At 70.0% G+C, this 13,925-nt stretch carries 9 protein-coding genes and 1 tRNA gene; 9 read left to right on the top strand and 1 reads right to left on the bottom strand.

The features are described 5' to 3' along the window. The first annotated feature begins 104 nt into the window (after positions 1–104). The 3 genes from gltB (at position 105) to pyk (ending at position 7,698) form a co-directional block, all read left to right on the top strand. On the top strand, positions 105–4,676 hold the full coding sequence (gene gltB / locus HN031_RS17150) for a glutamate synthase large subunit (protein ID WP_367650802.1): 4,572 nt from the start codon (positions 105–107) through the stop codon (positions 4,674–4,676). Then, a complete protein-coding gene (locus tag HN031_RS17145; RefSeq protein ID WP_172272922.1) occupies positions 4,669–6,138 on the top strand; it encodes a glutamate synthase subunit beta in 1,470 nt (489 codons plus the stop codon). The genes gltB and HN031_RS17145 overlap by 8 nt, the downstream gene beginning before the upstream one ends. 114 nt (positions 6,139–6,252) lie before the next feature. Continuing rightward, positions 6,253–7,698: a pyruvate kinase gene (gene pyk / locus HN031_RS17140; protein ID WP_172272919.1), complete on the top strand. Its 1,446-nt coding sequence runs from the start codon at positions 6,253–6,255 to the stop codon at positions 7,696–7,698. A gap of 227 nt (positions 7,699–7,925) precedes the next feature. On the opposite strand, the gene HN031_RS17135 is transcribed toward pyk, so the two are convergent. Beyond that, positions 7,926–7,998, bottom strand: a tRNA-Leu gene (locus HN031_RS17135). Positions 7,999–8,036: 38 nt separating this feature from the next. Here HN031_RS17135 and HN031_RS17130 point away from each other — a divergent pair. The 6 genes from HN031_RS17130 to HN031_RS17105 all read left to right on the top strand — a co-directional run bounded on the left by HN031_RS17130 (position 8,037) and on the right by HN031_RS17105 (position 13,878). Continuing rightward, positions 8,037–8,684, top strand: coding sequence for an ANTAR domain-containing response regulator (locus HN031_RS17130; protein ID WP_367650801.1), 648 nt, complete (start codon positions 8,037–8,039; stop codon positions 8,682–8,684). 197 nt (positions 8,685–8,881) lie between these two features. Continuing rightward, on the top strand, positions 8,882–10,042 hold the full coding sequence (locus HN031_RS17125; protein ID WP_172272916.1) for a branched-chain amino acid ABC transporter substrate-binding protein: 1,161 nt from the start codon (positions 8,882–8,884) through the stop codon (positions 10,040–10,042). Between the two features lie 94 nt (positions 10,043–10,136). Continuing rightward, entirely contained in the window at positions 10,137–11,108 is a 972-nt protein-coding gene (locus tag HN031_RS17120) for a branched-chain amino acid ABC transporter permease (protein WP_172272913.1), read from the top strand. Continuing rightward, positions 11,105–12,244, top strand: coding sequence for a branched-chain amino acid ABC transporter permease (locus HN031_RS17115; RefSeq protein ID WP_172272910.1), 1,140 nt, complete (start codon positions 11,105–11,107; stop codon positions 12,242–12,244). Before HN031_RS17120 ends, HN031_RS17115 begins: the two co-directional genes overlap by 4 nt. Next, the gene (locus HN031_RS17110; RefSeq protein WP_172272907.1) at positions 12,237–13,178 is read left to right on the top strand and encodes an ABC transporter ATP-binding protein; all 942 of its coding nucleotides are present in this window, start codon (positions 12,237–12,239) and stop codon (positions 13,176–13,178) included. The genes HN031_RS17115 and HN031_RS17110 overlap by 8 nt, the downstream gene beginning before the upstream one ends. Next, complete coding sequence (locus HN031_RS17105; RefSeq protein WP_367650820.1) at positions 13,171–13,878, top strand: ABC transporter ATP-binding protein; 708 nt, start codon at positions 13,171–13,173, stop codon at positions 13,876–13,878. Before HN031_RS17110 ends, HN031_RS17105 begins: the two co-directional genes overlap by 8 nt. Positions 13,879–13,925: the final 47 nt, after the last annotated feature.

Below are 13,925 nucleotides of genomic sequence, written 5' to 3'. Positions count from 1 at the left end.
AGATTCCGTCTCGCTCGGGCCAACGTCGTCCCCAGCGGTCACGCCCACCACTCAGCCTGACCGGGCCCCCGCCCGCGATCGCCGAGACGACGACGGGAGAACCAGTGTCCTCGACGCACGCGTTCCCGCCGAACTTCCCACCGCCGCAGGGCCTCTACGACCCGCGCCACGAGAAGGACGCCTGTGGTGTCGCCATGGTCGCGACGCTGACGGGCGAGGCCAGCCACGACATCGTGGTCAAGGCGCTCACCGCGCTGCGCAACCTCGACCACCGCGGCGCCGCGGGCGCCGAGGTCAACTCGGGCGACGGGGCCGGGATCCTGATGCAGGTGCCGGACGCCTTCCTGCGCGACGTGGCACGCGAGGCGGGCTTCGAGCTGCCCCCGGCGCGGGCGTACGCCGTCGGCACCGCCTTCCTGCCCGGTGACGCCGAGGCGGTGGCCGCGACCCGTCGCCGCATCGAGGAGATCGCCGACGAGGAGGGCCTCGCCGTCCTCGGCTGGCGCGAGGTGCCGGTCGACGACTCGACGCTCGGCGCGACCGCGCGCAGCGTGATGCCGGCCTTCGCCCAGGTCTTCGTGGCCGGCAAGGGCTCGCGGGTCAGCGGCATGGCGCTCGAGCGCCTGGCGTTCTGCCTGCGCAAGCGCGCCGAGTCCGAGACCGACGTCTACTTCCCGTCGCTGTCGTCACGCACCCTCGCCTACAAGGGCATGCTCACGACCGACCAGCTCGACCGGGTCTTCCCCGACCTGACCGACGAGCGGGTCGCCTCGGCGATGGCGGTCGTGCACTCGCGCTTCTCGACCAACACCTTCCCGAGCTGGCCGCTGGCGCACCCCTTCCGCTTCATCGCGCACAACGGCGAGATCAACACCGTGATGGGCAACCGCAACTGGATGCGCGCCCGCGAGGCGCTGCTCGAGAGCGACCTGATCGGCGGCGACCTGGAGCGCCTCTTCCCGATCTGCACGCCCGGCGCGTCGGACTCCGCGTCGTTCGACGAGGTCCTGGAGCTCCTCCACCTCGCCGGCCGCTCGCTGCCGCACGCCGTGCTGATGATGATCCCGGAGGCGTGGGAGAACCACGGCGAGATGGACGCCAGGCGCCGGGCGTTCTACGAGTTCCACTCGATGCTCATGGAGCCGTGGGACGGCCCCGCGTGCGTGGTGTTCACCGACGGCACCCAGATCGGTGCCGTGCTCGACCGCAACGGCCTGCGCCCGTCGCGCTACTGGGTCACCGACGACGGCCTCGTCGTGCTGGCCTCCGAGGTCGGCGTGCTCGACCTCGACCCGGCGACCGTGGTGCGCAAGGGCCGGCTGCAGCCCGGCCGGATGTTCCTCGTCGACACCGAGGAGCACCGCATCATCGAGGACGAGGAGATCAAGGGCCAGCTCGCCGCCGAGCACCCCTACGACGAGTGGCTGCACGCCGGTCTCGTCCACCTCGACGACATCGACGAGCTCGAGCACATCGTCCACACGCACGCCTCGGTCACCCGCCGCCAGCAGATCTTCGGCTACACCGAGGAGGAGCTGCGCGTCCTGCTCAGCCCGATGGCCAACACCGGTGGCGAGGCACTCGGCTCGATGGGCACCGACACCCCCATCGCCGCGCTGAGCGAGAAGCCGCGCCTGCTCTTCGACTACTTCTCGCAGCTCTTCGCCCAGGTGACCAACCCGCCGCTCGACGCGATCCGCGAGGAGCTCGTCACGTCCCTCAGCGGCTCGATCGGACCCGAGGCCAACCTGCTGGAGCCGGGCCCGGCGTCGTGCCGCCAGATCGTGCTGCCGTTCCCGGTCTTCTCCAACGACGACCTGGCCAAGATCCGCCACATCAACCGCAACGGCGACATGCCGGGCTTCCAGGTCCACATCGTCCGCGGGCTCTACGACGTGGCCGGGGGAGGGGACGCCCTCGCCGCCCGGCTCGACGAGCTGTGCGCCGAGGTCTCGGCCGCCATCGCCGAGGGAGCGCGGATCATCGTGCTCTCCGACCGCCACGCCACGGCCGAGCTGGCGCCGATCCCGTCGCTGCTGCTCACCGGTGCGGTGCACCACCACCTGGTCCGGGAGAAGACCCGCACCCAGGTCGGCCTGCTCGTCGAGGCCGGTGACGTCCGCGAGGTGCACCACGTCGCATTGCTCGTCGGCTACGGCGCGGCCGCGGTCAACCCCTACCTCGCCATGGAGTCGGTGGAGGACCTCGCCCGCGAGGCCTACTACGTGAAGGTCGAGCCGGAGCAGGCCGTCGCCAACCTCATCAAGGCGCTCGGCAAGGGCGTGCTCAAGGTGATGTCCAAGATGGGCGTCTCGACGGTCGCCTCCTACACCGGGGCGAAGATCTTCGAGTCCGTCGGCCTGTCCCAGGCGGTCATCGACCGCTACTTCACCGGTACGACCTCCAAGCTCGGCGGCATCGAGCTCGGCACGATCGCCGAGGAGGTCGCGCGCCGCCACGCGACGGCGTACCCTCGTGGTGGGATCGCGCCGGCGCACCGCGAGCTGCCCGTCGGCGGCGAGTACCAGTGGCGTCGCGAGGGCGAGCCGCACCTGTTCGACCCCGAGACGGTGTTCCGGCTCCAGCACTCGACGCGCACCGGCAGCTACGACGTCTTCAAGCAGTACACCGACCGGGTGAACGCCCAGTCCGAGCGCCTGATGACGCTGCGTGGGCTGTTCACGTTCAAGGACGGCGTGCGCGAGCCCGTCGACATCGACGAGGTCGAGCCCGTCTCCGAGATCGTCAAGCGGTTCTCGACCGGCGCCATGTCCTACGGCTCCATCAGCCAGGAGGCGCACGAGACCCTCGCGATCGCGATGAACCGGCTGGGCGGCAAGTCCAACACCGGTGAGGGCGGCGAGGACGCCGACCGGCTCCACGACCCCGAGCGCCGCTCGTCGATCAAGCAGGTCGCCTCCGGCCGCTTCGGCGTCACCTCGGAGTACCTCACCAACGCCGACGACATCCAGATCAAGATGGCGCAGGGCGCCAAGCCCGGCGAGGGCGGCCAGCTGCCCGGCCACAAGGTCTACCCGTGGGTGGCCAAGACCCGGCACTCCACGCCGGGGGTCGGCCTGATCAGCCCGCCGCCGCACCACGACATCTACTCGATCGAGGACCTGGCGCAGCTGATCCACGACCTCAAGAACGCCAATCCGTCGGCACGGGTGCACGTCAAGCTGGTCTCGGAGGTCGGCATCGGCACCGTCGCCGCGGGCGTGTCCAAGGCCCACGCCGACGTCGTGCTGGTCTCCGGGCACGACGGCGGCACCGGCGCCTCCCCGCTGACCTCGCTCAAGCACGCGGGCGGTCCGTGGGAGCTCGGCCTCGCCGAGACCCAGCAGACGCTCCTGCTCAACGGGCTGCGCGACCGGATCGTGGTGCAGGCCGACGGCCAGCTCAAGACCGGCCGCGACGTCGTGGTGGCGGCACTGCTCGGCGCGGAGGAGTACGGCTTCGCCACCGCGCCGCTGGTCGTCAGCGGCTGCATCATGATGCGCGTGTGCCACCTCGACACCTGCCCGGTGGGCGTGGCCACGCAGAACCCGGTGCTGCGCGAGCGCTTCAGCGGCCAGGCCGACTACGTCGTGAACTTCTTCGAGTTCATCGCCCAGGAGGTCCGCGAGCTGCTCGCCGAGCTCGGGTTCCGCACCCTCGACGAGGCCATCGGCCAGGTCGGCACCCTCGACGTCGCCCAGGCGATCGACCACTGGAAGGCCGCGGGCCTCGACCTCCGGCCGATCCTGCACCAGGCCTCCCGCCACGGCGAGTTCGGCCAGTTCGAGGACCAGGACCTGCGCTGCACCAGGACGCAGGACCACGGCCTCGACAAGGCGCTCGACAACGAGCTCATCGACATCGCGCGGCCGGCGCTGGAGTCCGGCGAGCCGGTGCGCGCGCAGGTCCAGGTCCGCAACGTCAACCGCACGGTCGGCACGATGCTCGGTCACGAGGTGACCAGGCGCTACCGCGGTGCGGGGCTGCCCGAGGGCACGATCGACATCACGCTCACCGGGTCGGCGGGCCAGTCCTTCGGCGCGTTCGTGCCGCGTGGGGTGACCCTGCGCCTCGAGGGCGACGCCAACGACTACGTCGGCAAGGGCCTGTCCGGAGGCCGCCTGGTGGTGCGCCCCGACCGGGCCGCGACCTTCGAGGCCGGCGAGCAGATCATCGCCGGCAACACGATCGGCTACGGCGCCACGTCGGGCCAGATCTTCCTGAGCGGCCGGGTCGGCGAGCGGTTCTGCGTCCGCAACTCCGGCGCCAGCGCCGTCGTCGAGGGCGTGGGCGACCACGGCTGCGAGTACATGACCGGCGGCGTCGTCGTCGTCCTCGGTCCGACCGGGCGCAACTTCGCGGCCGGCATGTCGGGCGGCTACGCCTTCGTGCTCGACCTCGACGAGGCGCGGGTCAACCGCGAGCTCGTCGAGCTCGCGCCCGTGGGCGGCAAGGCCGCCGACGAGCTCAGGTCCCTGGTAGAGCAGCACGCGGAGGAGACCGGCTCCGCCGTCGCCACCGCGCTGCTCGCCGACTGGGACTCCGCCCTGGCGCACTTCACCGAGGTGATGCCGAGGGACTTCAAGCGCGTGCTCGACGCTCGTGAGGAGGCCCTCCAGGAGGGGCTCACCGAGGACGAGGCCAACGCCCGGATCATGGAGGTGCTTCATGGCTGACCCCAAGGGATTCCTCAAGCACGGCCGCGAGGTCGCCTCCCGCCGCGAGGTCGCCGAGCGGGTGCACGACTGGAACGAGGTCTACCCCGACGGAGTCGGGCGTGCGCTGCTGCCGATCATCAACACCCAGGCCGGACGCTGCATGGACTGCGGCATCCCGTTCTGCCACCAGGGGTGCCCCCTGGGCAACATCATCCCGGAGTGGAACGACCTGGTTTGGCGTGACGACTGGGACGGCGCGATGGACCGGCTCCACGCGACCAACAACTTCCCCGAGTTCACCGGCCGGCTGTGCCCAGCCCCTTGCGAGACCGCCTGCGTGCTCGGCATCAACCAGGACCCGGTGACCATCAAGAACGTCGAGGTCTCCATCATCGACCGGGCCTGGGGCTCGGGCTACGTCCGCCCGGAGCCGCCGGAGTGGCTCTCGGGCAAGACGGTCGCCGTCATCGGCTCCGGCCCCGCCGGCCTCGCCGCCGCCCAGCAGCTCACCCGGGCCGGGCACACCGTGGCGGTCTACGAGCGCGCCGACAAGATCGGCGGGCTGCTCCGCTACGGCATCCCCGAGTTCAAGATGGAGAAGAAGCACCTCGACCGGCGCCTGGACCAGATGCGCCGCGAGGGCACAGTCTTCCGCGCCGGGGTCGACGTCGGGGGCGACCTGACCGGCCAGCAGCTGCTCGACCGCTACGACGCGGTCGTGCTCGCCATGGGCGCGACCGCCGCCCGCGACCTCCCGGTCCCGGGCCGCGAGCTGGGCGGCATCCACCAGGCCATGGAGTTCCTGCCCCAGGCCAACCGCGCCTCGCTCGGCGAGCCCCCGACGCTCGACGGCTCCGAGCAGATCGTGGCGACCGGCAAGGACGTCGTCATCATCGGTGGCGGCGACACCGGCGCCGACTGCCTCGGCACGTCGATCCGCCAGGGCGCCCGCTCGATCACGCAGCTGGAGATCATGCCGCAGCCCGGCTCGGACCGGCCGACGGGCCAGCCGTGGCCGACGTACCCCATGACCTTCCGGGTCTCCTCGGCCCACGAGGAGGGCGGTGACCGGGTCTACGCCGTCTCGACGCAGGAGTTCGCCGGCGACGCCGACGGCCACGTGTCCGGCCTCCGGCTGGTCGAGGTCGACGAGAGGTTCCAACCGGTCGAGGGCACCGAGCGCGAGATCCCCGCGCAGCTGGTGCTGCTCGCCATGGGCTTCGTGGGTCCGGAGAAGGCGGGCCTGGTCGAGCAGCTCGGCGTGGAGCTCGACGAGCGCGGCAACGTCCGGCGCGACGCGTCGTACGCCGCCTCGGTGCCCGGCGTCTTCGTCGCCGGCGACGTGGGCCGCGGCCAGTCGCTGATCGTGTGGGCCATCGCGGAGGGCCGCAGCGCGGCCGCCGCGGTCGACGCCCACCTGACCGGGTCGACGACGCTCCCGGCGCCGATCAAGCCGCACGAGCGCCCGCTGGTCGTCTGACACCCGTGGAGCGGTGAGTGAGGCAGGTTCTCCGGATGGAAAACCTGCCCCACTCACCGCTCCGGGTGGACGAACCCTCGTTGGAACGATCCAACTTCCGCTAGGGTTGAGCACGTGCGTAGAGCCAAGATCGTCTGCACCCTCGGCCCAGCGGTGAACACCCCCGAGGGCATCCGAGCACTCGTCGAGGCGGGCATGGACGTCGCCCGGCTCAACATGAGCCACGGGGCGTACGCCGACCACGAGGCCGTCTACCGGCTGGTCCGCAAGGCCTCCGACGACACCGGTCACGCGATCGGCATCTTCGCCGACCTCCAGGGTCCGAAGATCCGCCTCGAGCGGTTCGCCGACGGCCCGGTGAAGCTCAAGAAGGGCGCGACCTTCACGATCACCACGCGCGACGTCATCGGTGACGTCGACATCTGCGGCACGACCTACAAGGGGCTGCCCGGTGACGTGAAGCCGGGCGACCCGCTGCTCATCGACGACGGCAAGGTGCGGCTCAAGGTCGTCTCCGTCGACGACACCGACGTGGTGACCGAGGTCGTCGTGGCGGGCAAGGTGTCCAACAACAAGGGCATCAACCTGCCCGGCGTCGCCGTGTCAGTGCCGGCGCTGTCGGAGAAGGACACTGAGGACCTGCGCTGGGCGCTCAACCTCGGCGTCGACTTCATCGCCCTCAGCTTCGTGCGCAACGCCCGCGACGCCGAGGACGTGCGCGTGATCATGCGCGAGGAGAACATCCACGTCCCCGTGATCGCCAAGATCGAGAAGCCGCAGGCCATCGACAACATCGACGAGATCGTCGACGCCTTCGACGGCATCATGGTCGCCCGCGGCGACCTCGGCGTGGAGTGCCCGCTCGAGGACGTCCCGATCCACCAGAAGCTCATCATCGACAAGGCCCGACGCAACGCCAAGCCGGTCATCGTCGCCACCCAGATGCTCGAGTCGATGATCAGCTCGCCCGCGCCGACCCGCGCCGAGGCCAGTGACGTCGCCAACGCCGTCCTCGACGGCGCCGACGCCGTGATGCTCTCGGGCGAGACCAGCGTGGGGGAGTACCCCATCGTCGCCGTCGAGACGATGGCGCGCATCGTCGCCTCCACCGAGGACCACGGCCTGAGCCACATGGCGGCCGTCGCCTGGAACCCGCACACCCGCGGCGGCATCATCGCCAAGGCCGCGGCCGAGGTGGCCGAGCGGGTGGGCGCCAAGTACGTCGTCGCGTTCACGGTGAGCGGTGACTCGGCCAAGCGGCTCTCGCGCTACCGCGGCCCGATCCCGGTCCTCGCCTTCACCCCGGAGGCGCGCACGCGCTCGCAGCTCGCGCTGACGTGGGGCGTGGAGACCTTCCAGGGCGCCGAGGTCGAGCACACCGACGAGATGGTGCGCCAGGTCGACGAGGCGCTGCTCCACATCGGCCGGGTCAAGGAGGGCGACCTTGTCGTCATCATCGCGGGCAGCCCGCCCGGCATCCCCGGCTCCACCAACGCGCTCCGGATCCACCGGATGGGCGACGCGATCAACGGCCAGGCCCCGGCCTACCGCCGGGCCTGACCGCTCCGTCGAGCGGTGCCTGAGCCACATAGCGTCCCGCTGGCGACGGTCGGGCCACCGGTCGCCTGATCGCCCCGTACGTCCTCGCGCGGGACGTCATGGCCGCGCGTCGCCCGGGCGGCCAGTCGCCATGACGTCGGTCGACGAGGTCATGGCCGGCGGTCGTCAGGACCACCAGGGACCATGACGTCCGGGCGTGCGGTCATCCGGACGGAACGGCCGTGCGGTGCCCCGGGTGAGATTCGAACTCACACTGAATGCTGTTTGAGAGCATCGCCTCTGCCGTTGGGCTACCGGGGCCTGCAGGGGGGAAACCGTACCCGACTAGCCTTGCCGTCGTGACGCAGCCCGACGCCCCGACCCCCAGCCCCGACGGCCCTCGCCGTGTGGTGATCGCGGAGGACGAGGCCTTGATCCGGATGGACCTGGCCGAGATGCTCGGCGAGGAGGGGTACGACGTCGTGGGGCAGGCCGGCGACGGCCAGAAGGCCATCGAGCTGGCCCGCGACCTGCGCCCCGACCTGGTGATCCTCGACGTCAAGATGCCCGTGCTGGACGGCATCGCGGCGGCGGAGACGATCGCGGGGGAGCGGATCGCGCCCGTCGTCATCCTCACCGCCTTCTCCCAGCGCGACCTCGTCGCCCGGGCGCGCGACGCCGGCGCGATGGCCTACCTCGTCAAGCCGTTCCAGCGCGGGGACCTGGTGCCCGCGATCGAGATGGCGGTCAGCCGCTTCGCCGAGATCACCGTGCTCGAGCGGGAGGTCTCGGACCTCCAGGAGTCCCTGGCGACCCGCAAGTCGGTGGACCGGGCCAAGGGCGTGCTGCAGGAGAAGCTCGGGATCAGCGAGCCCGACGCCTTCCGCTGGATCCAGAAGACGGCGATGGACCTGCGGCTGTCGATGAAGCAGGTCGCCGACGGCGTGGTGGAGCACGGAGTGGCCGGCCTCGGGGGCCAGGGCGAGGCAGTCGCGGACGACGCCTGACCGCCGCCTGATCCGCCACGCTGTGTGCACGCGGTGTTTCGGGACCGTTTCCGGTGCAGACCAGTTGGTCACGAAACGGCAACGGCCTGCGTCTCAGGAGTCCCAATCGTGTCCCGCGCCACATCCGGGGTGTTAGGTTCCCGCCACGAGGCTGCCGAGGTGGTCAGCCCAAAAGCCCAAGAACAACGGAGGGATCCATGATCCGCTCATCCAAGACGTGGCAGGCTGCCGCCATCGCGGCCGCTGCCGGTCTGGTGCTCAGCGCGTGCGGAACCACCGACACCGATGGTGGTGGCGGCGGCGACGCGTCCGGCGAGGACTGCAACTTCAAGATCGGTGCGATGGGTGCGCTGTCCGGCGCCAACGCCAGCATCGTGATCCCGTCGGTCGACGGTGCCGAGCTGGCCCTGAGCCAGTGGGACGGCGGCGACTGCGAGGTCAGCCTGGAGCGCTTCGACACCGAGGGCGACCCGGCCAAGGCGACCCCGGTCGCGACCCAGATCGCCGGCGACGAGACGTTCATCGGCGTCATCGGTGGCGCGTTCTCGGGCGAGACCCGCGCGACCAAGACGATCTACCAGGACGGCGGCGTCCCGATGATCAGCCAGTCGGCCACCGCGACCGACCTGACGCAGGACGAGCCCGTCGAGGTCTTCCACCGTCTCGTTCCCTACGACGACTACCAGGGTGCGGCGATCGCCAAGTACCTGACCGACGAGGTCGGCGCCTCCAAGGTGTTCGTCGTCGACAACTCCGAGGCCTACGGCGAGCCGCTGGCGGACCGCGTCGAGGAGACCCTCGGTGACGCCATGGTGCAGCGCGACAAGACCCAGGTCGGCCAGACCGACTTCGCGCCCACCATCTCCAAGATGGAGTCGGCCGCGCCGGACGCCATCTTCTACGGCGGCTACATCGCCGAGGCGGCCCCGCTGCTCAAGCAGATCCGTGACGCCGGCATCGACGCTCCGTTCGTCGGTGGCGACGGCCTCTACGGTGCCGACTTCGGCAACGCCGTCGGCCCGGCCGGCGAGGGTGCCGTCGTGATGTGCCCCTGCGCCCCGATCGAGGAGGACAGCACCTTCGCTGCCGACTTCGAGGCCGAGTTCGGCTCCGCTCCCGGCGCCTACGCGGCCGAGGGCTACGACGCGATGAACGTCTTCCTCGCCGCCCTCGACGACGGTGCGCGCAGCCGCGAAGAGGTCCTCGAGTTCATCAAGGGCTACCAGGAGGAGGGCCTCAGCAAGGAGGTCGCCTTCGACGACGCCGGCGACGTGCCGGCCGAGAACGTCTCCTACTGGGCCTACAAGAACACCGACGGCGTCCTGACGCCCGAGGTGGAGGTCGCGCCCGAGGGCTGATCCACGACCGACAACAGCACCGCGGGGGCGGCCGGCACCATCGGCCGCCCCCGCTCCATGGCCCGACCGGGCCTGAGTCTGAGAGGGGTCCCGCGTGGACTTCGACGCCTTGATCAGCGGGCTTGACCGACACACGCTCGACGGCATCACCCGCGGATCGATCTACGCGCTCGTCGCGCTCGGCTACACGATGGTGTACGGCGTGATGAAGCTGATCAACTTCGCCCACTCCGAGGTCTTCATGGTGGGAACCTGGACCGTGCTGGGGGTCTACACCGTCCTCGGTGCCACCGCCGGCTCCAGCATCGGCATGGTCATCGGGGCCACGCTGCTCGCACTGATCGCGGCGATGCTCGCCTCCGCCGGCACCGCGCTGGCGGTCGAGCGGATCGCCTACCGGCCGCTGCGCAAGAAGGGCGCTCCGCCCCTCATCTTCCTCATCACCGGCATCGGCTGCTCGATCGTGCTGGTCGAGACCTTCGGCCAGGTGCTGCGGGCCTTCTTCGGCCCGCCGTTCGGCCGCGTGACGGTCAACATCCCGTCGGTCCTGGAGACCAAGGTGGTCTTCACGATCCCCGGGATCGACCTCGCCGTCACCAACACCCGGCTGCTCATCATCATCGGCGCGATCGTGATGATGCTGGCGCTGGACACCTTCGTGAACAAGAGCCGCCTCGGTCGCGGCGTCCGCGCCGTCGCGCAGGACCCCGACACCGCGTCGCTGATGGGTGTCAACCAGGACCGCGTCATCATGCTGGTCTTCGTCCTCGGTGGCGCCATGGCCGGCGTCGCGGCGCTGCTGTTCACCATCCAGTACGACATCACCAAGTTCGACATCGGCTTCATCATCGGCATCAAGGCCTTCACCGCGGCGGTCCTCGGGGGCATCGGCAACCTGCGCGGTGCGCTGGTCGGTGGCCTCCTGCTCGGCGTCGTCGAGGTGTACGCCTCCCAGATCTGGGACTCCAGCTGGACCGACGTGACCGCGTTCGTGGTCCTCGTCCTCGTCCTCATGTTCCGGCCCACCGGCCTGCTGGGTGAGTCCCTCGGAAAGGCACGCGCATGAGCACGATCATGGACTCCTACCGCGGGCTCAAGCTCGGCAACCGCTGGGACAGCGCTCCCCGGTTGTTCAAGATGTTCCTGCTGCTGCTGGTGGTCGCGTTCGCGTTCTACCTGCCCTACCTCAACATCCTGCCGTTCGCCTACGTGCGCACCGACCTGAACCCCACCGGTTCGGACTGGGCGAGCGTGCTCTTCCTCATCGTCGTCTACATGATCGTGGCGGTCGGCCTCAACGTCGTGATCGGGCTCGCGGGCCTGCTCGACCTGGGCTACGTCGGGTTCTACGCCCTGGGGGCCTACTCGGTGGCCCTCTTCGGCTCGCCGTCGTCGCCGGTGGTGGAGGCGCTGCAGTCGCGCTTCGGCTTGTCGGAGGACTGGGCGGTCCCGTTCGCGATCTGCATCCCCATCGCGATCACGATGTCGCTGATCGCCGGCGTGATCCTCGGCGCCCCGACGCTGCGGCTGCGAGGCGACTACCTCGCGATCGTGACCCTCGGCTTCGGCGAGATCATCCGCATCACCGCCCGCAACCTCGACAACGTGACCGGCGGCGCAGCGGGCATCACCCAGGTGCCGGTGCCGCCCGGGCCGGAGGTCGACGGTCGCTCGTTCTTCAACACGATCGACGCCGAGCGCTGGTACTGGCTGGCGCTGGTCATCCTGCTGATCATCATCTGGCTGACCCTCCGGCTCGAGCACAGCCGCGTCGGCCGCGCCTGGCTGGCCATCCGCGAGGACGAGGACGCCGCCGCAGTCATGGGCGTCGCGGGCTTCAAGTTCAAGCTGTGGGCCTTCGCCATCGGCGCGTCCGTCGGCGGGCTGGCCGGTCTGCTCTTCGGCAGCAAGCAGCAGTACGTCGAGCCCAACGCGTTCATGCTCAACCTGTCCTTCCTGTTCGTGGCCATGGTGGTCATCGGTGGGTCCGGCAACGTCGTCGGCGTGCTCGTCGGCGCCTTCCTGCTGACCTACCTGCCCGAGCGGTTCCGCGAGCTCCAGGAGTGGCGCCCGTTCGCCTTCGGCGTCGCCCTCGTCCTGGTGATGGTGCTGCGCCCGCAGGGCCTGGTGCCGAGCAGGCGGAGAGCACGCGAGTTCGAAGATCGACGACACGAGGCCGAGGAGGCTGCTGCCGATGTCTGAGCAGACCACGCACGACACGGGCATCGAGGTCCTGCCGGACACCTCGGACCACGACCTGATCGCGCTCGAGGCCACCGGGGCGAAGGGTGAGGTCCTGCTCGAGGTGGACCACGTCACGCTGCGGTTCGGTGGTGTCGTCGCCCTCGACGACGTCCACTTCGAGATCCGTCGCGGCGAGATCCTGGGCCTGATCGGCCCCAACGGTGCCGGCAAGACGACCTGCTTCAACGCGATGACCGGCGTCTACACCCCGACCGAGGGCACCATCCGGTTCAAGGGCCAGGAGATCTCGGGCCAGAAGTCGCACAAGATCAACCAGCTCGGGATCGCCCGCACGTTCCAGAACATCCGGCTCTTCCCGGAGATGTCGGCGCTGGAGAACGTCATGGTGGGCTGCGACGCCCGCCACAAGACGAGCGTGCTGGGCGCGTTGTTCCGTGCCTACCGGGTCCGCCCGTCCGAGGAGGAGCTGCCGGCCAGCGGCATCCGCCGCAGCTTCGCGAAGGTGTTCGGCATCAGCCGCCACACCCTCGAGGAGCGCGCCGGGCGCCGTCGGTCGATGGAGCTGCTCCGCTTCGTGGGGATCTCCGACCGGGCGCACGAGCTGGCGCGCAACCTGCCCTACGGCTACCAGCGTCGTCTGGAGATCGCGCGGGCCCTGGCCACCGAGCCGGAGCTGATCTGCCTGGACGAGCCGGCAGCCGGCTTCAACCCGGCGGAGAAGGAGGACCTCATGGGCCTCATCCGCCGGATCCGCGACCTGGGCCACACGGTCCTGGTCATCGAGCACGACATGAAGCTGGTCCTCGGCGTCACCGACCGGATCGTGGTCCTCGAGTTCGGGCAGAAGATCGCCGAAGGCAGCCCCGAGCAAGTTGCCCGTGACCCGAAGGTCATCGCCGCCTACCTGGGAGAACCCGACGATGCTGCTTGAGATGAAGGACGCCGTGCTCAGCTACGGCAAGATCGAGGCGCTCCACGGCATCTCCGTGGAGGTCAAGGAGGGCGAGGTCGTCTCGCTCATCGGCGCCAACGGCGCCGGCAAGACGTCGACGATGCGCGCCCTGTCGGGCGTCCGCGGCCTGGCCTCCGGGTCGGTCGTGTTCGACGGCGAGGACGTCACCAAGCTGCGCGCCGACCAGCGCCTGCGCAAGGGCCTGGTGCTGTGCCCCGAGGGTCGCGGCATCTTCCCCGGCATGACGGTGACCGAGAACCTCAACATGGGCGCCTACACGCGCAAGGACAAGGACGCCATGGAGGAGGACTACGCGCGCGTCTTCGACCTCTTCCCGCGGCTGATGGAGCGTCGCAAGCAGGTCGCCGGCACGATGTCCGGTGGCGAGCAGCAGATGCTCGCGATCGGACGCTCGCTCATGTCGCGTCCCAAGCTGCTCATGCTCGACGAGCCGTCCATGGGCCTGGCGCCGATGCTGATCCAGCAGATCTTCGACATCATCACCGAGATCTCGCAGCAGGGCACCACGATCCTCGTCGTGGAGCAGAACGCCAAGCAGGCGTTGTCCCGCAGCGACCGGGCGTACGTCCTCGAGACGGGCCGGATCGTCAAGACCGGCACCGGCGAGGAGCTTCTCGACGATCCCTCGGTGCGAGAGGCCTACCTCGGCGTAGCCTGATCCGGGACCGGGGGATAGTGTCGCCCGGGTGGTGCCGCGAAGGGTCG

Source organism: Nocardioides sp. zg-1308, assembly GCF_013155375.1.
Lineage (GTDB): Bacteria > Actinomycetota > Actinomycetes > Propionibacteriales > Nocardioidaceae > Nocardioides > Nocardioides renjunii.
This window is presented reverse-complemented; position numbering and strand designations above follow the sequence as displayed.